At 66.3% G+C, this 21,710-nt stretch carries 15 protein-coding genes; 8 read left to right on the top strand and 7 right to left on the bottom strand.

The window, feature by feature from the left end:
• Positions 1 to 20: 20 nt before the first annotated feature.
• Positions 21 to 1,079 (top strand): LacI family DNA-binding transcriptional regulator, encoded by a 1,059-nt coding sequence (locus AC1RWL_RS07385; protein ID WP_493094093.1) that lies wholly within the window; start codon positions 21 to 23, stop codon positions 1,077 to 1,079.
• Between the two features lie 40 nt (positions 1,080 to 1,119).
• Here AC1RWL_RS07385 and AC1RWL_RS07380 read toward each other — a convergent pair whose 3' ends face one another.
• From AC1RWL_RS07380 to AC1RWL_RS07360, 5 genes are all read right to left on the bottom strand, one after another.
• Complete coding sequence (locus AC1RWL_RS07380; protein ID WP_493094092.1) at positions 1,120 to 7,776, bottom strand: beta strand repeat-containing protein; 6,657 nt, start codon at positions 7,774 to 7,776, stop codon at positions 1,120 to 1,122.
• A gap of 237 nt (positions 7,777 to 8,013) precedes the next feature.
• Entirely contained in the window at positions 8,014 to 9,501 is a 1,488-nt protein-coding gene (locus tag AC1RWL_RS07375; RefSeq protein WP_493094091.1) for an HAL/PAL/TAL family ammonia-lyase, read from the bottom strand.
• A complete protein-coding gene (locus AC1RWL_RS07370) occupies positions 9,494 to 10,324 on the bottom strand; it encodes a quaternary amine ABC transporter ATP-binding protein (RefSeq protein ID WP_256116493.1) in 831 nt (276 codons plus the stop codon). Before AC1RWL_RS07370 ends, AC1RWL_RS07375 begins: the two co-directional genes overlap by 8 nt.
• Positions 10,317 to 11,174 carry an ABC transporter permease gene (locus AC1RWL_RS07365; protein WP_256116494.1) on the bottom strand — a complete coding sequence of 286 codons (858 nt, stop codon included), beginning with the start codon at positions 11,172 to 11,174 and terminating at the stop codon, positions 10,317 to 10,319. Before AC1RWL_RS07365 ends, AC1RWL_RS07370 begins: the two co-directional genes overlap by 8 nt.
• 97 nt (positions 11,175 to 11,271) lie before the next feature.
• Positions 11,272 to 12,306, bottom strand: a complete 1,035-nt coding sequence (locus AC1RWL_RS07360; protein ID WP_493094090.1) for an ABC transporter substrate-binding protein — start codon at positions 12,304 to 12,306, stop codon at positions 11,272 to 11,274.
• A 474-nt stretch (positions 12,307 to 12,780) separates the two neighbouring features.
• Between AC1RWL_RS07360 and hutC the strand changes: the two genes are divergently transcribed.
• The gene (hutC, locus tag AC1RWL_RS07355) at positions 12,781 to 13,521 is read left to right on the top strand and encodes a histidine utilization transcriptional repressor HutC (protein ID WP_256116496.1); all 741 of its coding nucleotides are present in this window, start codon (positions 12,781 to 12,783) and stop codon (positions 13,519 to 13,521) included.
• A 3-nt stretch (positions 13,522 to 13,524) separates the two neighbouring features.
• On the opposite strand, the gene AC1RWL_RS07350 is transcribed toward hutC, so the two are convergent.
• Positions 13,525 to 15,507 (bottom strand): beta-N-acetylhexosaminidase, encoded by a 1,983-nt coding sequence (locus AC1RWL_RS07350; RefSeq protein WP_493094089.1) that lies wholly within the window; start codon positions 15,505 to 15,507, stop codon positions 13,525 to 13,527.
• Positions 15,508 to 15,515: 8 nt separating this feature from the next.
• Positions 15,516 to 15,986, bottom strand: a complete 471-nt coding sequence (locus AC1RWL_RS07345) for a GNAT family N-acetyltransferase (protein ID WP_493094088.1) — start codon at positions 15,984 to 15,986, stop codon at positions 15,516 to 15,518.
• 252 nt (positions 15,987 to 16,238) lie between these two features.
• Between AC1RWL_RS07345 and AC1RWL_RS07340 the strand changes: the two genes are divergently transcribed.
• From AC1RWL_RS07340 to AC1RWL_RS07315, 6 genes are all read left to right on the top strand, one after another.
• The gene (locus AC1RWL_RS07340) at positions 16,239 to 16,826 is read left to right on the top strand and encodes a thioredoxin family protein (protein WP_493094087.1); all 588 of its coding nucleotides are present in this window, start codon (positions 16,239 to 16,241) and stop codon (positions 16,824 to 16,826) included.
• 63 nt (positions 16,827 to 16,889) lie between these two features.
• Positions 16,890 to 18,518 carry an FAD-dependent oxidoreductase gene (locus AC1RWL_RS07335; protein ID WP_493094086.1) on the top strand — a complete coding sequence of 543 codons (1,629 nt, stop codon included), beginning with the start codon at positions 16,890 to 16,892 and terminating at the stop codon, positions 18,516 to 18,518.
• Between the two features lie 3 nt (positions 18,519 to 18,521).
• Positions 18,522 to 18,851, top strand: coding sequence for a 4Fe-4S binding protein (locus AC1RWL_RS07330; protein ID WP_435265694.1), 330 nt, complete (start codon positions 18,522 to 18,524; stop codon positions 18,849 to 18,851).
• A gap of 16 nt (positions 18,852 to 18,867) precedes the next feature.
• Positions 18,868 to 19,704, top strand: a complete 837-nt coding sequence (locus AC1RWL_RS07325) for an ABC transporter ATP-binding protein (RefSeq protein WP_256116503.1) — start codon at positions 18,868 to 18,870, stop codon at positions 19,702 to 19,704.
• An 11-nt stretch (positions 19,705 to 19,715) separates the two neighbouring features.
• On the top strand, positions 19,716 to 20,579 hold the full coding sequence (locus AC1RWL_RS07320) for an ABC transporter permease (RefSeq protein WP_435265693.1): 864 nt from the start codon (positions 19,716 to 19,718) through the stop codon (positions 20,577 to 20,579).
• Between the two features lie 52 nt (positions 20,580 to 20,631).
• On the top strand, positions 20,632 to 21,657 hold the full coding sequence (locus AC1RWL_RS07315; RefSeq protein ID WP_493094084.1) for an aliphatic sulfonate ABC transporter substrate-binding protein: 1,026 nt from the start codon (positions 20,632 to 20,634) through the stop codon (positions 21,655 to 21,657).
• The last annotated feature ends 53 nt before the right edge of the window (positions 21,658 to 21,710 follow it).

Raw genomic sequence — 21,710 nt, 5'->3', positions numbered from 1 at the left:
TGAGGATAGAAGAGGCAGACATGACAGACACCGGAAAGAAGAAGGCGACGATCTACGATCTCTCGGTTCTCTCGGGCAGCTCACCTTCCACCGTCAGCGCGGTTCTCAACGGAAGCTGGCGAAAGCGGCGCATCAAGGAGGCGACCGCGACGCTCATCCAGGGTCTTGCCGTCGACCATGGCTATACCGCGAACCTCCAGGCGCGCGGCCTCCGCTCCTCCCGCTCCGGCCTCGTCGGCCTGCTCCTGCCGGTCTATGACAACCGCTATTTCTCCTCGATGGCGCAGTCCTTCGAGGCGGAGGTGAGGAGCCGCAGCCAGTGCCCGGTCGTCGTCAGCGCCTGCCGCGATCCGGAGGAGGAGCGCCAGGTGGTCGAGACGCTGATCTCCTATTCGATCGACGAACTTTTCATCGCCGGCGCCACCGATCCGGACGGCGTGCACGACGTCTGCGAGAAGGCGGGGCTGCGCCACGTCAATATCGACCTGCCCGGCACCAAGGCGCCGTCCGTCATCAGCGACAACTATGGTGGCGCGCGCATGCTGACGCAGGCGATCATCGAGCGGGCGCTGGCCGACGGCCCGGTGCCGCCGGAGGAGATCTACCTGTTCGGCGGCCGCGACGACCATGCCAGCCGCGAGCGTATCCGCGGTTTTCGCGACGTGAAGCGCGCGATGCTGGGCGGCGATCCCGATGCCTGCATCCGGCCGACAGGCTATTCACCGGGCATGACGGCGCGTGCTTTCGAGGCGTTCTACGCCGATCACGGCAAGCTGCCGCGCGGCTTCTTCGTCAATTCCTCGATCAACCTGGAAGGCCTGATGCGCTTTCTCGCGCAGCATCCGCACGAGACCTTCGCCGATATCGTCGTCGGTTGTTACGACTACGATCCGTTCGGGTCCTTCCTGCCGTTTCCGGTTTTCATGATCCGGCAGGACAGCGAGGCGATGATCACCAAGGGATTTGAAATCCTTGGCACCAGCCGCGCGCCGGCCGTCACCCATCTGGTGCCGCCGATGCTCGTGCCGCCGCGCACGGCGCTGACCGGCCCGCTCGATGCCCTGAAGGACATCGAGTAGGCGAGCTGGTCTCAGATTTCGAGATGATCTGGGCTTGCGGCTACACCCCGCCACCCTGCGGCAGCGCGTTGAGCTGCGCCGAGGTCATCGCGGCGAGCTGGCCGGGCGTAAAGGCGCTCGCCTGTTCGGTGCCTAGTCCGGCGAGCGTTGCCGTGCTCAATCCCGAAATGGCGTTCGAGCTCAGTGCGAGGATGTGCTCGGGCGTGAAGGAGCCGAGGTCGTCCGCACCCAAGGCCGCCGCCTGCGTTGCCGTCAGCGCACCGACCTGCGCGGTCGAGAGCGCGCCGATCTGCTGGGCGCTCAAGGCCGACATCTGCCCGTAGGTGAGAGCGGCGACCTGGCCGGTCGAAAGGGCGGTGATCGCATCGCTGGAAAGCGAGCCGATGGCCGCCGTGGACAAGCCCTTGATCGCGGCTGCGCTGATGGCGGACAGTTCGGCGGTCGAGATGGTCTGCATCTGCGCGGTGGTGAGGCCGCCGATACCCGGCACGGCGAGCGCACCGATCTGGGCGAGCGAGAAGGCTTCGACCTGATCCGTGCTGAGCGCTGCGACCTGGGCGCTGCTGAGACCGCCGACCTGGGCCGTCGTCAGCGCCGCGATCTCGGCTTCGGTGAGCGTCGCGAGATAGCTCGCCGGCACCCCCTTGATGGCGTCGGCGCCGATCGCCGCCAGCTTGGCCGGCGTGAAAGTGTCGAGCGCCTGTGTCGACAGGCCGGCAAGCGCAGCCGAGCCGAGCCATCCGATCTGGCCGGCGGACAGCGCCTCGACCTGTTCCAGGCTCATTCCGGCGGCCTGCGGCCCGGTGAGGCCGGCGATCCCGCCTGCACTCAGCGCAGCGACCTGCCCGGGGGTCAGCGCCACGATGTCTTCCACGTCGAGGGCTGCCACCTGCTTGGAGCCGAGGGCCGCGAGCTGCTGGTTGGTGAGCGCGCTCACCTGGCTGGAGCTGAGAGCCGTGACCTGGGCCGTGGTGAGCCCACTGATGCCGGTTGCACTCAGCGCCGCGATCTGGCTGGCCGAGAAGCCGGCGAGCACGGCCGGCGACAGGCCGGTGATGGCGGAGGCACCGATCGCTGCCATGTCGGCGGTCGAAAACAGCGCGATATCGCCCGCATCCAGCGCTGCGATCTGCCGCGAGCTGAGGGCTGCAACCTGTGCGCTGGTCAGCGCCTCGACCTGATCGGAGGTCAGCGCCGCCATCTGGTCGCTCGACAGGCCCGATATGCCCGTGGGGCTGAAAGCGGCGATCTGGCCGGTGGTGAGCGAGGCGAGCATGGCCGTCGTCAGGCCGGCAATGGCGCGTGAATTGATCGCGGCAAGGTCGCCCGGCGAGAACAGTTCCAGGTCGTCCGCGCCGAAGGCGGCGATCTGCGTCGAGCTCAGCGCGGCGATCTGCGTGCTGGTCAGGGCCTCGGCCTGAAGGGTCGAGAGGGCCGCGATCTGGGCGGTGCTGAGCGCGGCGATGCCGACGGTGCTCAGCGCGGCGATCTGCGCCGGTGACAGGACGGAAAGGTCGTTCGTTCCGAGCGCGCCGACCTGCGTGAAGCCGAAGGCGGCGAGCTGCGCCGTCGTCAACGCCTCAAGCTGGAAGGTGTTGAGCGCGTCGATCTGCACGCTGGTGAGACCGGCGGCATTCAGCGCGGCGATCTGGCCGGTGGCGAGGGCGGCGATCGTCGCCGTCGACAGGCCGGCGACGGCGCTGGAGGAGATGGCGGCGATCTCACCGGCCGTGAAGGTCTCCATCCGGTCGGGCGCGAAGGCGGCGATCTGCGTGGAGCTCAGCGCGGCGACCTGGGCGCTGGTCAGCGCCTCGGCCTGGAGGGTCGAAAGCGTGGCGATCTGGGTCGAGGTCAGGCCGGCGATGCCGGCGGGGCTCAACGCCGCGATTTGCGTCGGCGACAGGGCGGCGATGTCTTCCGTGTCGAGCGCCGCGATCTGCTTGGAGCCGAGGGCGGCGAGCTGGGCCGTGGTGAGGGCGCCGATCTGCTCGCTGGTGAGTGCCGTGATCTGGCTGCTCGTCATGCCGGAAAGGCCGGCCGGGCCAAGCGCGGCGATCTGGCCGGTGGTGAGCGAGGCGAGCATGGCCGTCGACAGGCCGGCCATGGCGCTTGAGCTGATGGCCGCCATGTCGGCGACGGAGAACGTGTCGAGGTCGTCCATGCCAAGCGCCGCGATCTGGCGCGAGGTGAGGGCTGCGACTTGGGTGCTGGTCAGGGCCTCGGCTTGGGCAGTGCTGAGCGCTGCGATCTGTTCCGTCGACATGCCGGCGATGGCGGCAGTGCTGAGTGCCGCAAGCTGGGCGGTGGACAGCGCCGCGATATATTCCGTGCCGAGAGATGCGATCTGGCGTGCGTCGAGCGCCTTGACCTGCGCGGGTGTCAGCGCATCGAGCTGCTGGCTGGTGAAGGCTGCGATCTGGCGCGGTGCCATGCCGCCGATGGCGGCCGTGCTGAGCGCTGCGACCTGCGCCGTGGAGAGGCCGGCGATCGTTTCGCTGGAAAGCCCCGTGATGGCGCCGGCACCGATGGCGGCGATCTCGCGGGTGGAGAAGGTGGCGATCTCGTCCGTGGCGAAGGCCGCAAGCTGCACGGCGCTCATCGCGCCGATCTGGGTGCTGGTCAGCGCCTCGGCCTGGGCGACGTTGAGGGCTGCGACCTGCCGTGCGGCCATGCCGCTGATACCGGCTGCACTCAATGCTGCGACCTGGGCTGCCGAAAGCGAGGCGATCGTATCGGTGGAGAGGCCCGAAATCGCCGACGAGCCGATGGCGGCGATGTCCTGCGTCGAGAAGGTGGCGATGTCATCCGGCCCGAAGGCGGCGAGCTGGGTGGCGCTCAGCGCGGCGATCTGGGCGCTGCCCAGCGCCTGCGCCTGCGCGGTGTTCAGCGCTTCAAGCTGCTGCACGCTCATCGCGCCGATGGCGGCGGTGCTGAGCGCTGCGATCTGCGCCGTCGTCAGCGAGGCGATCATCGCCGCCGACAGGCCCTTGATGGCGTTGGAGCTGATCGCCGCGATTTCCTTCGTCGTGAAGGTCGCGATGTCGTCGGTGCCGAGTTCCTTGATCTGCTCGGAGGTCAGCGTGCCGATCTGCGCGCTGTTGAGCGCTTCGGCCTGGGCCGTGGTGAGCAGGGCAAGCTGCTGGGAGTTGAAGCCCGCAATGCTGCCGGCATTGAGCGCGCCGATCTGAGCCGTCGACAGCACCGCCACCTTGTCCGTTCCCAGCGCTGCGATCTGCGACGAGTTGAGGGCCGCCATCTGCTTGGTGGTGAGATTGGCGATCTGCGCCGTGTTGAGCGCGGCGATCTGGCTGGAGGTCAGGCCGGAAACGCCAAGGGCGCTCAACGCGCCGAGCTGTGCCGAGGAGAGGGCGGCAAGGTCGGTGCTGCTCAGTGCGGCAACCTGGCCCGCATTGAGGGCGGCGATATGCGCGGTCGTCAGCGCGGCGATCTGGCCGGAGGACAGCGCGGCCACCTGGTCGGAGGCGAGACCGCTGATGGCGCCGGCGTTGAGGAATTCGATCTGCGCGGGCGAAAGCGCCGTGATGTCCTCCGCAAGCGCCTTCACCTGGGCTGCCGTCAAAGCCTTCACCTGGCCGCTGGAAAGCTGGCTGACCTGCTGCGAGGTGAGAGCCTCGACCTGGCCGGTCGTCATGCCGGCGACCGCGTTGGTGCTCAGGGCGGCGAGCTGGCTTGCCGAAAGGGCTGCGACGGTCAGCGTGCTGAGGCCGGCGATGGCGCGGTAGCTGAGCGCCGCGATCTGGGCGGTGGACAGCGCCTGGATGTCTTCCGCTTCGAGGGCTGCGACCTGTGCGGAGCCGAGGCCGGCGATCTGGAGGGTCGAGAACGCCGCGATCTGCGACGACGACAGGGCTTCGATCTGCGACGCGGTCATGCCGGACAGCGCGTTGCGGTCCAGCGCCGCGATCTGTGCGGTCGACAGTCCGGCGACCAGGCTCGCCTCCAGGCCGGCAATGGCCTTGGTGCTGATCGCCGCGATATCCGCGGTGGAGAAGGTCGCGATGTCGGCGGAATCGAGCGCGGCGAGCTGCGTGGAGCTGAGCGCCTTGACCTGAAGCGCCGTCAGCGCCTCGACCTGCGCGGTGCTCAGCGCATCGAGCTGGGCCGTGGTGAGGCCGGTGATGACGGCGGTGCTGAGCGAGGCGATCTGCAGCGTGCTGAGCGCTGCGAAGAAGTCGTCGCCCATGCTGGCGATCTGGCCCGGCGCGAGGCCGGCGATCTGGGTCGGCGACAGCGCGGCGATCTGGGCGCTCGTCAGTTCCCCGAAGGCGGCCGAGTTGATGCCCTGCATGGCCTTGGTGTTGATCGCCGCCATGTCGGCGGTGGAGAAGGTCGCGATGCCGTCCGCGCCGAGCGCCGTGATCTGCTTGGCGCTCAGCACGCGCACCTGCGTCGGCGTGAAGGCTTCGATCTGGTCAGGCGAAAGCGCTGCAAGCTGCGTGGCCGTGAGGCTGGCGATGACGGCGGTGCCGAGGGCGGCGATCTGTTCCGTCGTCAGCCCGGCGATGGCGTCGCTCTTGAGGCCGGTGATGGCCTTGCTGTTGATCGCGGCGAACTGGGCCGGCGTCAGTGCGGCCAGCGCATCGCTGTCGAGGGCGGAGAGCTGCGAGGCATTGAGCGCGCTGATCTGGCCCGGCGACAGTGCCTGCACCTGCTCGATGGTGAGGGCGCGCGACTGCGCTACGGTGAGGCCGGTGAGCGCGCCGCTGTTCATCGCGGCGATCTGGTCGGTCGTCAGCTCTGCCAGCGCATCCGTGCTGATGCCGGAAATGCCGCGATTGGTGAGCGCCGCCATGTCGGCGGTCGAGAAGGTGGCAAGCGCCTCCGGCGTCAGCGCCGCGAGCTGGAGGGCGTTGAGCGCCCGGACCTGCGTCGGCGACAGCGCCTCGACCTGGTCAGTATCAAAGGCTGCAAGCTGCGCCGGCTTGAGGGCGGCGATCTGCGCGGTGGTGAGGGCTGCGATCTGGGCGGTGGTGAGGTTGGCGAGCGCGTCGCTGCCAAGACCGCTCAGCGCATTGTTCTGGATCGCGGCGATGTCGGCGGCCGAAAATTCTTCCAGCGCATCGAGGGTGAACGCGCCGAGCTGGAGCGCGCTCAGCGCCTTGACCTGCGAGGGCGTCAGGGCCGCAGCCTGGGAGAAGCTGAGTTCCGCGATCTGCTGGGTGGTGAGGCCGGGAATGGCCTTGGCGCTGATGGCGGCGATATGGGCGGGCGACAGGCCGGCAATGGTGGCGGTGCTGAGGCCCGCGATGGCGCTTGCCGAAAGGGCGGCGATATCCGCCGTCGAGAAGGTCGCGATGTCGATGTCGTCGAGCGCGGAGAGTTGCGCGGCGGTGAGCGCCTTCACCTGGGTCGGCGAGAGGGCTTCGACCTGCTCGGTCGCGAAGGCATCGATCTGGTCGGTGGTCAGGCCGGAAATGGCCTTGCTGTTGATAGCGGCGATCTGTGCGGTGGTGAACGAGGTCACGCCCTCCGCGCCGAATGCCGCGATCTGCTTTCCGTCGAGCGTATTGATCTGGGCGCCGGTCAGCGCCGCAATCTGGTCGGGCCTGAGGCCGGCGATCGCGGCGGAGCCGAGACCCTTGATCGCCTTGTCGTTGATGGCGGCGATGGCGCCGCTCGACAGCGCCGCGACGTCGTCGGAGGAGAGGGCGGCGATCTGAGTGGCGTTCATCGCACGCACCTGCGCCGGCGACAGGACCTCGACCTGGTCGGTGGTGAAGGCTGCGACCTGCGCGGCCGTCAGGGCCTGGATGACGGTCGGGTTCAGCGCTACGACCTGCTCGGTCGAGAGCCCGGCGATTGCCGCGGTGGTGATGCCCGAGAGCGCCCGGTTGGAGATTGCGGCGATATCCTGCACCGAGAAGGTGGCAAGGCCGTCCGCGCCCATGGCGCCGAGCTGCAAGGCGTTGAAGGCGCGGACCTGTGCGGGCGAAAACGCCTCGATCTGGTCGACGTCCAGGGCGTTGATCTGCGTGGAGGTGAGGCCGGTGACCGCGCTGGTGCTCAGCGCCGGGATCTGCGTGCTGGAGAAGGCGGCGACGGCCGCCGTGCTGAGCGCCGCGATCTGCGCGGGCTTGAGCAGGGCCACCTGTGCTGTGGTGAGTTCGCGGATCTGGTCGGGCGTCAGCGCGCTTGCCTGCGCCGTCGTCAGGCCGGCAAGCGCAAGCGGGCTCAGCGCGCCGATCTGCGCATCGGAAAGGGCGGCGATGGTGGCGGCGCTCAGGCCTTGCACGGCCTTGTAGCTGATCGCGGCCATGTCCTCGGTCGAGAAGGTCTTGATGTCGTCCGGGCCGAGCGCCTGGAGCTGGGCGGCGCTCAGCATGCGGACCTGCGCGGCCGTCAGCGCCTCCGCCTGGTCCTCCGTCAGCGCGCCCATCTGTCGCGTGGTGAGCGCGCCGATCTGCGACGGCGTCAGGCTTTCCATGTCGGCCTTGCTCAGCATGCCGAGCTGGTCGAGCGTCAGGCCTATGATCGCGCTCTGCGAAATGGCGCTGAGCTGGCGAGAGCTCAGGGTATCTATATCCTCGGTTTCCAGCGCGGCGATCTGCGCGGAGGAAAAGGCGCCGAGCTGGCCCGTCGAGAGCGATGCCACATCCTCCGTCGACCAGCCCTTGATCGTCGTTGCCGAGAGCTGCTTGATCTGGGCGATGCTGTAGGAGGAAACGGTCGACGTCATGAGCAAATTCCTGGAAAAATGAAGACGAAAGAACTGTAAATCCGCGTTCTGGCAGATTGCCTGATACAGCGAGGAGCTTGCCTGAGCCTGAAGTTCGGAATCGTCGCCGCAGGCGCCTCGGGGCACCGCGTTTAAGCCCCGCAAAGGGCGGTCCGCCGAGGGCTGGCGGATCAAGGAAAATCAGGAGTGTGAAGGCGGTCGTTCAGCGAGCCGGGACGGTCCCGGCCCGCGGCCGAATCAGGCTTCGGTGGTGCGCAGGAGCGTGCGCAGGATGGCGACCATGCCGTTCAGCGGCCGGTCGTCGCGATAGACCGGGACGGCATCGCGGATCCGCGCGTAGAGCGCGGCGGTGCCGGCAGCCTTGCCGCTGGCATTCGGCTGCATGTCATAGGCCTGGACGGCGCTCATGACTTCGATCGCCAGCACGGTTTCGAGATTGGCGATGATTGCCAGCGCCTTGTCCGCGGCAGGCGTTGCGTGGGTGAGGATGTCTTCCTGCAAGGCTGAGGTGATGCCGCCATCAAGGCTTGCCGGCGCCGCAAGCCGCCGGTTTTCCGCGACGAGGCTTGCTGCCGTGTACTGGATGATCATGAAGCCGGAGGCGACGCCGCTGCCTTCCGCGAGGAAGGCGGGCAAGCCGCTCACCAGCGGATTGACCAGCCGGTCGATGCGGCGCTCGGAAATGGCCGCCAGTTCCGCCGCGGCAACCGCGAGGCCGTCCATGGCGAGCCCTAGCGCTGCGCCGATGGCATGGGCCTGCGAATGCACCTCGGGCGCCTCCGGCGAGCCGGTGACGACCGGGTTGTCCGTAACGCTTCCAAGTTCCCGGTTCACGACTTCGGCGATCTGAGCCACGCTGTCGCGAACCGCGCCATGCACCTGCGGCACGCCGCGAAGGCTGAGCGGATCCTGCGTGCGCGAGCCCGCCGATTGCGCGAGCAGCGGGCTGCCGGCAAGCAGGCGGCGCAGGTTTTCCCCGACGGTCTGGAGCCCCGGCGAGGTGCGTAGCGCGAGCGGTGCCGCGGCAAACGGGTCCGCCTGCGCGCCGAGATTCTCGTAGCTCATCGCAGCCGCCGCATCCGCCCAATCGAGCAGGTGCGTCGTGCGGACGAGGGCAAGGCTGGCGAGGCCTGTGGCGCAGGGCGTACCGTTGACGAGGCTGAGCCCTTCTTTGGCGCCAAGCACCAGGGCCGCGCGGCCGAGCCTGTCCAACGCCTGCCGGCCGGAGATCGTCTCGCCCTTGTGGCGTGCCTCGCCTTCGCCGATCAGCACGAGGCCGATGGCGGCGGCGTGGGTGAGGTAGCCGACCGAACCCTTGGACGGGATGAGCGGCAGAATATCGGCATTGAGCAGCGCCAGCAGCGTCTCGGCCGTCTCGACGCGCACGCCGGAATAGCCATGCGCAAAATTGGCGATCTGCGCGGCCATCACGGCGCGGGTTTCCTCGCGGCCGAGCGGTTCGCCAACGCCGCAGGCATGGCTGAACAGGATGTTGCGCGAGAGCGCCTGCTGTTGCGGGATGTCCACGATCACATCGCAGAGCGCGCCGACGCCGGTATTGATGCCGTAGCCGCGCACGCGCTTTTCGACGAGCGCATCGACCACGGCGCGCGCGGCGGCGATGCGTTGCCATGTGTTGTCCGACAGGGAGAGCGCCGCGCCCTTGGCGACGGCGGCGATCTCCTGCCAGGTCAGCGGACGATCGAGGACGATCGTATCAGGCATGCTGGACTTCTCCTGCGCCGGCGCGGCGCTGCACGAAGCGGGCGACATAGTCGTTTGCCGGGCTGTTCAAGATTTCACTCGGCGTGCCGACCTGCACCAGCTTGCCGTCCTTCAGGATCGCGATCTGCGCGCCGATGCGCAAGGCCTCGTCGAGATCGTGCGTGATGAAGACGATGGTCTTGTGCAGGTTCTTTTCCAGCTGGAGAAGCTGGTCCTGCATGTCGGCGCGGATCAGCGGGTCGAGCGCGGAAAACGCCTCGTCCATCAGGATGACGTCGGTATCCGCTGCCAGCGCTCGCGCAAGCCCGACGCGCTGCTTCATTCCGCCGGAAAGCTGGTGCGGGAACTTGTTCTCATAGCCCGCAAGGCCGACTGTCTCGATCCACTTCATGCCGATGGGCGCAGCATCCGCCTTGGTGAGCCCGCGCACGCGCTGGCCGTAGACGACGTTCTGCAAGACCGTGCGGTGCGGCATCAGCCCGAAGTTCTGGAACACCATGCTGACGCGGCGGTTGCGGAAGTCGCGCAGTTCCTTCGCCTTGAGGTCGAGCACGTTGCTGCCGTCGACGAGGATTTCGCCGCTGGTCGGCTCGATCAGGCGGTTGATGTGGCGCACCAGCGTCGACTTGCCGGAGCCCGAAAGCCCCATGATGACGAAGACGCGGCCGCCGGGAATGTCGAGGCTGACATTGTCGAGGCCGACGCTGCACCCGGTCTTGGCGAGGATGGCGCCCTTGTCGGCACCGTCCTTGGTCATCGCCAGCGCGGCCTTCCAGTTGCCGCCGAAGATCTTGGAAACGTTGCGGATTGCGATGTCAGTCATTGCCGCGTTCCTTCCGGCTGGATTGGCCAAAACCCTGCGTGATGCGATCCAGCACGATCGCGAGGATGACGATGCCGAGGCCGGCCTCCAGCCCCTTGCCGACGTCGAGCGTCTGGATGCCGTTCAGCACCTGTTCGCCAAGCCCGCGCGCGCCGATCATCGAGGCGACGACGACCATCGAGAGCGCCATCATGATCGTCTGGTTGAGGCCGGCCATGATGGTGGGGGTGGCGAGCGGAAGCTCGACGCCGAAGAGGATCTGCGGCGGGCTACCGCCGAAGGCGGTGGCGGCCTCCACCACTTCGCTGTCGACCTGGCGGATGCCGAGATCGGTCAGGCGGATCAGCGGCGGCACGGCATAGATGATGGTGGCGAGCACCGCCGGCACCTTGCCGAGGCCGAAAAGCATGATCGCCGGAATGAGATAGACGAAGCTCGGCATGGTCTGCATGACATCGAGCACCGGCAGCGTGATGCGCCGCATCAGCTCGCTTTTCGCCAGCCAGATGCCCATGGGAACGCCGATGGCGACGGAGATGAGGCTGGCGATCAGCATCAGCGCCAGCGTCTGCATCGTCAGGTCCCAAAGGCCGAGCGCGCCGACCGCAAACAGCATGACTGCGACGGTGACGACGAGCGAGATCTTTTTCGACGCGAACCAGGCGAGTGCCAGGAAGACGATGAAGACGGCCCACCAGGGCAGACCGCGCAGGATCCATTCGACGAAGAGGATTGCCTGGAGAAGCGTCTGCGAGATCGCCTTGAAGACGAACCCGTAGTTGACCACCAGCGACTGCACGAAGTCGTTGATCGGGCCTCGAATGGAAATATGGAAAGCTTCAGGAAACATCGATGAAATCCTCGCGCGCGCCGACCGCCGTCCCGGTGGTCAGCCCCTGTCCTGACGGGAAAAGGCTGCGCGCCGAAAGAGACGCGCAGCCCTGCGATTACTTGACGGCAGCTTCGATGCGCGCCTTGGCGTCGGCCGAAACCCAGCCGCCCCAGACGTCGGCCTTGGTCTGGAGGAAGTTCTTGGCGGCCGCGACCGCATCGACCTTCTGGTCCGTCATGTAGGCGAGGCTGGCATTGACCTCTTCCAGCGGGAAGGTCGCCTTTTCGAGGATTTCCATGATGTCCGGCGCTTCGCCCGCAAAGGTGCTGTTGACGCCATAGGCGACCTCGACGGACGGGAAGGCGCAGCCGGCGTCGCGCTTGCCGTCGGCGGTGGTCAGTTCCTTCCAGCAGGCGTCGTTGTATGCGGGCTCTTCGAGCTGGATGAGCTTGTACTTGCCCATGATCGCCGTCGGGCTCCAGTAGTAGAACAGCATCGGCTCGCCCTGGAGATAGGCGGCGGCAATGGCGGCGTCGAGCGCGGTGCCGGTGCCGGGGCGGAAGTTCACGTAGGTCTCGCCGAGCTTGTAGGCTTCGAGCTTGGCGGTGTTGACGCCCTCGCAGGTCCAGCCCGACGGGCAATTCAGGAAGCGGCCCTTGGTGGGCTCTTCCGGGTCGAGGAACAGTTCGACGATCTTCGGGTCGGAGAGCTGCTCGACGCTCTTCAGGTCCGGCGCCTTGGCCTCGATACCCTTTTCGGCATCGCCCTTCACCAGATATTCCGGCACGAACCAGCCTTCGGCAGCACCGACAAAGGTCTTGCCGACGGACTTCACCTGGCCGGCGGCAGCCGCCTTGTTCCAGACGTCGGAACGGCCGATCCACTCTTCAGCGAAGATCTGCACGTCGTTGTTGGCGGTCGCCTGTTCGAGCGTCACGGAATTGCCGGGGATCGAATCGACCTTGCAGTCGTAACCCTTCGACAGGATCTCCTTCATGACTTCGGTGATGAAGGCGCCGCTTTCCCAGTCGATGCCCGCGAAGGTGACGGTCTTGCCGTCGCTGCAATAGGAGGCCTGAGCCGTGCCGGCGGAGCCGGCAATGAGGGCTGCGGCGGCGAGAAGCGAATATTTCAGTTTGGAATTCAGCATTTCAGTTCCCCTTTTTGATGATGGTAACGATGAAAACCAGATTTTTCAGGCGGCCACCGGTGTGGCCTCAGGTCATGCGCAGCCTCCGCGACCTCAGGCCGCCTGTTCATTAAGTTCACTATACAACTTGTCTTGTAATGAATGTCATATCGCCCTGCAAGGTGCATCTTCGTCCGCGACATTGGATGTCGCATTAAGCGCCGGTGATGGATTGGTGCATTTATGGTTGGACTGGCGGACAAGGCCTGTTTTTCGGGCAGTCTGGCCTATTTTTCAGGCTTTTCTGGGCATCTCGGCTCGGAGAAAACACGTCGCGGAAAGTCCATTGGAATCCATCAATAAAAGGCCAAAGTTGTATATGTAACTTGATGAAGGCTAGTAGACAAGTGGATGGCGCTGGGTGAAAACTGTGCTTACTTTATCCGGCATATTTTGTAAGCAGGTACTGAGGTTTGAACGCGGGGAGCCACGGCAATGCTGAATGAAGACGCCGGACTGCTGGCGAAGGATGCGGGCGAGCGCGGCGCACCGATCTACGAGCGCATGAAGACGCAGATCCGGGCGAAGATCGAAACCGGCGAATGGCCGGTCAATCACCGCATTCCCTCGGAGAACGAGCTGGTGGACATGCTGGGCGTCAGCCGCATGACCGCGAACCGGGCGCTGCGCGAACTCGCCAACGAGGGCGTCATCACCCGCGTGCAGGGCAAGGGCTCGTTCGTCGCGCCGAAGAAGCGCAGCGCGCCGGCGCTCGGCGTGCGCAACATCGCCGATGAAATCCTGGAGCGCGGCTCGGTGCATCGCATCGAGCTTATCCTCGCCCAGAGCGAGACCTGCGGCCACGAACTGGCGGCTGCGCTGGAGCTCGACGTCGGCGCACAGTCCTTCCACTCGGTCATCGTGCACAATGAAGACGACGTGCCGATCCAGCTGGAAGACCGCTTCGTCAACCCCGCCATCGCGCCGGATTATCTGGAGCAGGATTTTTCCCACACCACGCCGAACGCCTTTTTGACGAGCATCGCGCCGATCGCCAAGACGGAGCAGTTCATCGAGGCGGTGCTGCCGCAGCCCTGGGAATGCAAGGTGCTGGCGATTGCCCGCTCGGAGCCCTGCATCCTCATCCGCCGCCGTACCTGGTCGCAGGACCGGGTGGTGACCACCGTACGGTTGCTCTATCCGGGTTCTCGCTATCGCCTCCAGAGCAATTTCTAGCGCTTATGAATAGAGCGCCGGCATGAGGCCGACGCAGGCCCGGAAGCGGTCCCAGGATTTGTGCTCCGGCTGCGTCCAGCCGGTTTCGGCGATGGCCGAAAGGCGCGGGAAGACGAGGCGGTCGAAGACCGCGCGGTCCAGCATCGGTTCGGACCAGATGCAGGCCTGCACGCCCCGCAGCTTCTCCTTCTGCGCAGCGCTCCAGCCGGCGATGGGATCGAAGGCATAGGTCGCTTCCGGCGTCGAGGCGCCGGCCCAGCTTGCGCCGGGTTCGTCCCAGTCGGGGCTGTGCGCCATGTCGAGGTAATAGGCCTGGCCGGGGCAGACGACCATGCTGTAGCCCTCGCCGGCAAGGGCGGCCGAAACCGCCACGTCCCGCCAGCCGCAGAGATAGGTGGTGTCCTTGTCGATGAGATTGCCATGCGCGGCCTCCTGCCAGCCGCCGGTAATGCAGCCCTCGGCGGCGAGGAATTTTTGCACACGCTCCAGGAAGAGCGCCTGGAGCACGGCAGCCCCGGACCCCTCGATGGCGTCGGCGCCGTGCGTGTTGGTGATCACATTGAGCCTTTTGGCATGGGCCTCGGCCATGGCATCGCCGCCGATCTCGCGGAGTTTTGCCAGCGCCTCCGGGGAGCCCGACCAGGCGCCGATCGGCACCTCGTCGGCGCCGATATGGATCGTGCGGAAAGGAAACAATTCTATCAGCTCCCTGAGGATCGTTTCCATCACTTCGTAGGTTTTTTCACGCGCCGGGTTGAGGCAATTGTCCGGAAAACCCTGGACGGAGAAATAGCTGCCCTTTTCCTGGGGGTCGCGCAGGTCCGGAATGGCCTGTTGCAAGGCATGGCAATGACCGGGCACGTCGATCTCCGGCACGATCTCGATGCCGATCTCCCGTCCGTAAGCGACGATCTCGCGGATGGCGGCCTTGGTGTAATAACCGCCGCTGCGCTCCGGCCCGGTGCCGAGCAAGGGCGGGATCGCAAGACCATGGCCGCGCCAGGCGCCGACTTCGGTAAGCGCAGGATAGGCATCGATTTCGACGCGCCAGGCTTCGTCGTCGGACAGGTGCCAGTGGAAGCGGTTGAGCTTGTTCCAGGCGAGGATGGCGAGCAGCCGCTTGATCTCCGCCGCGCCGTAGAACTGGCGGGCGACATCGAGATGCAGCCCGCGCCAGCCCACGGCCGGTGCGTCCGCGATCCGCCCGTCAGCAGGGAACGTGTAGGCCTGTGGAAAATGCCGCGCGCCGCGCCAGACCTGGCCGAGCGTCACGAGACCGTAGAACAGGCCGGTCTCGGTGGAGGCTGCAATCGTCACCGAGCCGAGCGAGAAGGTGACCTCGTAGGCTTCGGCGGCAAAGCCGTCCCTGCGATGGAGATGCACCGGCATGCCGCCCTCCTCGGCGGGTCGAACGACTCCCTCGACGGTGAAGAGCACCTCCACCAGTCGGGTGAAGGCTGCGGCGGCTGCCGTGGCCTCCGCGCCGTCCGGTAGAAGCGTCAGCCCCGGCGGCACGGCATTGCGGCCGGAGACCGCGACATGGTTGGGCCAAGGGATGACCGAAACCGGTGCCGGCGCGTTCGCGGGGACAGGGAAGGGCGCCACGCCGCGCTTCGGCGTAGCATTGCCACCCATGCGCTGCGTCGGCGAGGTGGCGAGCGTGAGCGTACTGCCGTCGTCGAAGGCGAGATAGGCGCCGCGCGCGCCGTCCGTCCAATGCTGGAGCGCGAAGCCCAGACCCTTGAGGGTGATGGTCCAGGTGGCGCCGGGCGCAAGCACGAAGCCTTCCGGCGGCAGGAGTTCCGTGAAGGTGGAGAGCGTCCTGCCCACCGTGCCGCCCTCGGCAACGGCCGTAGCGTCGACCTGGCAGGGGCCGCTGAAACACAGGCGGAAGCCGCGGATCGCGCTTGTGCCGAGGTTTTTGAGGCTCAGGCTGTAGGCCGTCGTTTCGGGAATCCAGACGGTCTCGAAGTCGAGTGTCGGCATGGGGTTTCCTAGACGTCGAGCATGCCGGCATAGACGCCGGGTGCGGAATTGGGAATGGCGGTGGCGCCGACCGTCTTCTCGTAGAAGGCCGAGGGGCCGACATCGCCGATGATGGCGTAGGCGTAGCCCATGGTCTTGAGGTCGAAGAGGCTTGCGAGCAGCAGCGCATGGCCGATGCCGAGGCCGCGCGCCGCCTCGTCGACGCCGGTTGGCCCGAAGAAGCCGCGGGCGATCGATTCGTGGCAGGCAAAGCCGACGAGCTTTTTCGCCCGCGTCGCGATGAAACAGGTGGGCGGCTGGCGGGTCAGCGCGACCGCGACCTCGCTCGACCAGCCCGTTTCGAACTTTTCCGCCACCCATTCGGTGACGAGCCGGGCTTCGGGTGCCAGCGGCCGGCGGATCGTCACGCCCGCTTCCGTCATGCGCGCGTCGAGCGCCGGATAGGGTTTCAGCAGCGAGAGATTGACGAGATAATCCACGATGGCCTCCTCCGGTTCGACTGGCGCGCGCCCGTCCGCCTGGCGGAATCTGGTAGTAAATCCACTCGATTTAATCAAACAGCCATTTGGAGGGGCGAGGGAGCGGCAGCAGGCCTCCCGCAAAAAGATTGCGCCGGGCGACCCTTATGGCACCAACAATAACTCCATGGGGCGGATTGCTTGGAAAATGGTATCTATAAAATCTATGTAATATCTAGATTATTATCCCCGTTGGCTTGCCAGGAGGATACCATGCCCAAGACCGAATCCAACCCCATCACGCTCGGAACCCGCGCACCGGACTTCGTCCTGCCGGATGCGGACGGCAATCTGTTCACCCTTGCCGAATTCAAGGACAGCCCCGCGCTGCTCGTCGCCTTCATCTCGAACCGCTGCCCCTTCGTCGTGCTGATCCGCGAAGCGCTCGCCGAATTTGCCCGCGAACATGCCGGCCAGGGCCTCGCCGTCGTGGCGATCAACAGCAATGACGGAGCGGCGCATCCCGAAGAAACGCTGGAGCGCGTCGGCGCCGAAGTGAAGACCTACGGCTACGGCTTCCCCTATCTCAAGGATGCCTCGCAGGGCGTCGCCAAGGCCTATGGCGCGGCCTGCACGCCGGATTTCTTCCTCTATGACCGCGAGCGCAAGCTCGCCTATCACGGCCAGTTCGACGATGCCCGCCCGGGCAACGGCAAGGACGTGACCGGTGCCGACCTGCGCGCGGCCGTCGCTGCCGTGCTGAAGGGCGAAGCCGCCGGTTCGGCCCAGACCCCGTCGATCGGCTGCAACATCAAGTGGACCGCCGGCAACGAACCCTCCTGGTTCTCCGCCGCCGCCTGAACAGGCATGCCCTGCCGGCCCGCAAGGGCCGGCACCGTCTTTCACCCCAAAAACCGGACCATCATGGCATCGCGTCGCAAGGAAGAGCCCACGCAGGACGGGCGCCGCATCGAAACGGACGTGCTCGTCGTCGGCGGCGGGCCATCTGCCGCCTGGGCGGCGCTGTCGGCGGCCGAAGCCGGCGCGCGTGTCGTGCTGGCGGACAAGGGCTATCACGGCACGAGCGGTGCAACGGCCCCCTCCAACACCGGCACTTGGTGCGTTCCTCCGGGCGAGGGTCGTGCGGCTTCCGTCGAGCAGCGCTTCAAGCGCACCGCGGGCCTCGCCGATCGCCGCTGGATGCTGCGCTCCGCCGACCGGGCCTATGAAAACCTGCAGAAACTCGTTGAATGGGGCTACCCCTTCCCGACCGAGGAGGACGGCAGTCTCTACATCGCCAATCTGCGCGGGCCGGACTACATGCGCTTCATGCGCCAGCGCGTGCAGAAGGCCGGCGTCACCATTCTCGACCATCATCCGATCCTGGAACTGCTCGGCGATGAAAACCATGTCGGCGGCGCCGCGGGATTGGTGCGTCGCAACGGCGCGAGCTTCGAGGTGTCCGCCGGTGCGGTCGTGCTTGCGACAGGCGGCTGTGCCTTCTTCGAACGCATCCTCGGCGGCACCGGCCTGACTGGCGACGGCTATCTCTTCGCCGCGGAAGCGGGCGCCGCGCTGTCCGGCATGGAATTCACCGGCAAATACACGCTTGCCCCGCACGGCTCGTCGCTCAACAAGGGCCTGCCCTTCCGCTGGGCCACGTTCTACCGCGCCGACGGCGAGGTGCTGCGCGATGCCAAGGGCGAGCCCGTGACGAACGGCATCGGCGGCGGCGAGCGGAGGGTGGCGGAAGCCATGCTGTCCGGCCCGGTCTATGCCCGGCTCGATCTCGCCGAACCCGCCATGCAGGACTGGCTGCGGCGCGGCCAGCCGAACTGTTTCCAGCCCTATGAGCGCATGGGCATCAACCCGTTCGAAGAACTCTTCCGCATCGACCTCAAATATGAGGGTACGGTGCGCGGCACCGGCGGCATCCGCATCGTCACGTCCGATTGCGGCACCGGCATTTCCGGCCTCTACGCTGCCGGTGACGCTGCCAGCCGTGAGAACGTGACCGGCGGCATCTCGGGCGGCGGCGCCGTCAATGCCTCCTGGGCCATTTCCAGCGGCTGGTGGGCCGGCCATGGCGCCGCTCAACACGCCCGCCGCCGGCAGGGCCGCGACAGCACGCGATTGCAGCCGCTCGGCACGACGGGCCTGCGCGGCAGCGCCGAGCGCGAGGATATCGACCTCGCCGCCGCGGCCCGCACCGCCCACGACCAGATCGCCCCGCTCGACAAGAGCTATTGGCGCACGGCGGAGACACTTGAGGCGAGCCGCGTCACGCTCGAAGACCTTTGGTCGAGCTTGAACCAGGCGCCGTCCACGACCGGCATCGAACGCCTGCGCTCCCGCGAGGTCGCCTCGGTCACCGCCAGCGCCCGCTGGACCGTCGCGGCGGCCTCGCTGCGCACCGAAAGCCGTGGCGTGCACCGCCGCCACGATTTTCCCGCCGAGAGCGACGCACAGGCAAACCGCATCATCGTCTCCGGCCTCGACCGGGTGACGGCGGTGCGTGAAGACCTTGCCCTCGAAACCGCGTTGGAGGGCTGAGCGATGATCGAAGTCATCTCCGCCGACCGCTGCATCCGCTGCGATATCTGCGAACGCATCTGCCCGGCTTTCGTCTTCGACCGCGACGAGACGGGCCTGCCCGTCATCGCCCGCCAGGACGACTGCCAGACCTGCTTCCTCTGCGAAATCTATTGCCCGACCGATGCCCTCTACGTCGCCGAACATGCGGATGGCCCGATCGGCATCACCGAGCCCGACGTCCTCGAACGCGACCTCTTCGGCGCCTATGCCCGCTCCCTTGGCTGGAGCCGCGGGCGCGCCGGAGGCGCACAGAACGACCCGACCCGCCACATCCGAGTGGCGCAGGTCTGAGAAGGAGACTTTGACCATGGAACGCATCGCCGTCAGCGCCGTCCGAAAATCCTTCAACCTGAAGCCCGGCCAGACCGTGACCGTCGACGGCGTCACCTCGAACCGCATCGCGGTGCTGGATGGCGTCGACCTCACCATCAACAGCGGCGAGTTCATCACGCTGGTCGGCCCCTCCGGCAGCGGCAAGTCGGTGCTGCTCGACGTGATCGCCGGGCTGACCGAGGCGACCTCCGGCATCGCCCGCATCGACGGCATCGAGGTATCGAAGCCGCATGCCCGCACGGCTTACGTCTTCCAGCAATATGCGCTGTTCCCGTGGCGCACGGCCTTGCAGAATGTCGAATATGCTCTGGAGGTGCGCGGTGTCGCCGCTGCCGAGCGGCGCGAGAAAGCGCTGCATTTCCTGCATCTCTTCGGCCTTCAAGGCTTTGAAGACCGTTTCCCCTCGCAGCTTTCCGGCGGCATGCAGCAGCGCGTGGCGATTGCCCGCGCGCTCTCCACCGATCCGCAGGTGCTGCTGATGGATGAGCCCTTTGCCGCGCTCGACGCCCAGACGCGCGACATCCTGCAAAGCGAGCTGCTGCGCATCTGGGAACAGATCAAGACGACCGTCGTCTTCGTCACACACTCCATCGACGAGGCGATCTATCTCGCCGACCGCGTCGTGGTGATGACGGCGCGCCCGGCGAGCGTCAAGGAGATCGTCGACATCGACCTGCCGCGCCCGCGCGATCTCGATATCCGCAACAGCCCGGACTTCAACGCCTATCGCGGCCGCGTCTGGGAAAGCCTGCGCGACGAAGTCGGCAAGGCCCAGCGCGACTGGGCCGTTGCTTCCACCTACGCCAACTGAGGGAGGATCGGATGAGCCTGATCGTCGACCGCAATCCGCCGCTTCGCAACACCTTTTCGCTGCGCCGCAAGCGCGCGCTGCCGAAGGCGCCGACGGCGCTTGGCGAAACCTTCTCCACCATCACACTCGGCCTGCCGGCGCTGATCGCCTTCGCGCTGCTCTGGGAGATCGCGCCGCGTGCCGGCTGGATCAATTCGCTGTTCTTCCCGCCGCTGAGCCAGGTGCTTTCGGTGCTGTGGGAGATGATCGTCTCCGGCCAGCTGGCCGACCATATCGGCATCAGCCTGCAACGGGCGGCGATCGGCTTTGCGCTGGCCGTCGTCGTCGCCGTGCCGCTCGGCTTTTTGATGGGGCGTTATACACTGTTCGAGAAGGCGTCGGATTTTCTCGTGCAGACGCTGCGCAACACCTCGCAATTCGCGCTGCTGCCGGTCTTCATCCTGCTGCTCGGCATCGGCGAAGCCTCGAAGATCGCCATCACCTTCTACGCCGCCGTGTTCTTCCTGCTGATCAACACGATCGTCGGCGTGAAGTCGGTCGATCCGCTGCTCGTCAAGGCGGCACGCTCCATGGGCACGTCGGACTGGGACCTCTTCAAGAAGGTGATCTTCCCATCCGCCATTCCCTCGATCGTCGCGGGTGCCCGGCTCGGCGTAAAAACCTCGCTCTTCTCGGTCATCGCGGCGGAGATGCTCGCTGCCCAGTCCGGCATCGGCTACCTCATCCAGCACTCCTCGCTGATGCTCGAAACCGACCGCATGTATGCCGGCATCCTGACGCTGACGATCATCGGCCTCCTGCTCAACTACCTGCTCGTTGCTGGTGAACGGCGCGCCACGCATTGGCGCGGCAGCGGCGAAAGCGGCCCGAACTGAGCCTTTTGAAACGCACCCATCCTTGAACCATCGATCTCGAAAGGATCAATCCATGACCCTTCATCCGCTTCGCCGAACCCTTCTGAAACTGGCGCTCGCGCTCTCCATCCTGCCGGTCGCTGGCCTTGCCCCCGCTGTCGCCGACGAGGCGAAGCCGGAGGTCATCCGCATCGGCTCCACCGCGCCGGGCCACCTGAAATTCATCCTCTACCGCAACAAGAAGCTCCTGGAGAACGAGTTCGCCAAGGACGGCATCAAGATCGAGCTGACCACCTTCGACGGTGGCTCGGCGGCGACCGTGGCACTCGGCTCCGGTGCCATCGACTTCACCTATATCGGCAACAACCCGTCGCTGCGCCTTGCTGCCACCGGCGCGGACGTGAAGCTCATCGGCCTTTCCAGCTGGAACCGCTCGAACGAGACGCAGATCGTCGTCAAGCCGGATTCGCCGATCCAGAAGATCGAGGACCTGAAGGGCAAGAAGGTCGCCTATCTCTCGGGCACGGTGCGCCATTCGACCTTCGCCAAGGCGCTGAAGGCAGCCGGCCTGTCGCTCACCGACGTCGAAAGCCTGAACCTCGGCATTGAAAGCTCCGGTCCGGCGCTGGTGCGCGGTGATGTCGATGCCATCGTCGAAAGCACCGGCCCGGTCCAGACGCTCGTCGAAAAGGGCGTGGCGCGCGTGATCTTCGATGCCGGCGTGTCGGGAAAGCCGGAATGGGCCGTGCCGCATCTCATCAGCGTCAATGGCGATTTCGCCCGCAAGTACCCCGATATCGTGACGCGCCTGCTGGCCGTCGATATCGCAACCGACCGCTGGGCCGACGCCAATCCGGAAGAGACGATCGCGATCTTCGTCAAGGAGACCGGCAGCAGTGACAAGGCCGTGCGCGCGACCTATCCGGACGGAAAGTTCTTCCAGAATCCGGAAATCAGCGAAGAGGCTGTGCGGGCGCTTCAGGGCGAGGAAACCTTCATGGCGGACGCCGAGCTTCTGAAGGGCAAGGTCGACTACACGACCTGGATCGACCGTTCGTTCTACGACGCGGCGCTCAAGAGGGTTGCCGCCAGCAACTGATAGCGTAGGTTTGGGCGTCGGCGTGTTCGCGCCGGCGCCCCTTTTTGTTGATT

The sequence above is a fragment of the Shinella sp. GW821-FHT10F02 genome, from assembly GCF_058809275.1.
The sequence above is the reverse complement of the archived record's forward strand: the minus strand, read 5'-3'. Positions and strand labels throughout refer to the sequence as shown.

Coding starts and splice junctions, on each gene's coding strand:
- AC1RWL_RS07385 (WP_493094093.1), top strand. CDS start 21: ATGACAGACACCGGAAAGAAGAAGGCGACGATCTACGATCTCTCGGTT.
- AC1RWL_RS07380 (WP_493094092.1), bottom strand. CDS start 7,776: ATGACGTCGACCGTTTCCTCCTACAGCATCGCCCAGATCAAGCAGCTC.
- AC1RWL_RS07375 (WP_493094091.1), bottom strand. CDS start 9,501: ATGCCTGATACGATCGTCCTCGATCGTCCGCTGACCTGGCAGGAGATC.
- AC1RWL_RS07370 (WP_256116493.1), bottom strand. CDS start 10,324: ATGACTGACATCGCAATCCGCAACGTTTCCAAGATCTTCGGCGGCAAC.
- AC1RWL_RS07365 (WP_256116494.1), bottom strand. CDS start 11,174: ATGTTTCCTGAAGCTTTCCATATTTCCATTCGAGGCCCGATCAACGAC.
- AC1RWL_RS07360 (WP_493094090.1), bottom strand. CDS start 12,306: ATGCTGAATTCCAAACTGAAATATTCGCTTCTCGCCGCCGCAGCCCTC.
- hutC (WP_256116496.1), top strand. CDS start 12,781: ATGCTGAATGAAGACGCCGGACTGCTGGCGAAGGATGCGGGCGAGCGC.
- AC1RWL_RS07350 (WP_493094089.1), bottom strand. CDS start 15,507: ATGCCGACACTCGACTTCGAGACCGTCTGGATTCCCGAAACGACGGCC.
- AC1RWL_RS07340 (WP_493094087.1), top strand. CDS start 16,239: ATGCCCAAGACCGAATCCAACCCCATCACGCTCGGAACCCGCGCACCG.
- AC1RWL_RS07335 (WP_493094086.1), top strand. CDS start 16,890: ATGGCATCGCGTCGCAAGGAAGAGCCCACGCAGGACGGGCGCCGCATC.
- AC1RWL_RS07330 (WP_435265694.1), top strand. CDS start 18,522: ATGATCGAAGTCATCTCCGCCGACCGCTGCATCCGCTGCGATATCTGC.
- AC1RWL_RS07325 (WP_256116503.1), top strand. CDS start 18,868: ATGGAACGCATCGCCGTCAGCGCCGTCCGAAAATCCTTCAACCTGAAG.
- AC1RWL_RS07320 (WP_435265693.1), top strand. CDS start 19,716: ATGAGCCTGATCGTCGACCGCAATCCGCCGCTTCGCAACACCTTTTCG.
- AC1RWL_RS07315 (WP_493094084.1), top strand. CDS start 20,632: ATGACCCTTCATCCGCTTCGCCGAACCCTTCTGAAACTGGCGCTCGCG.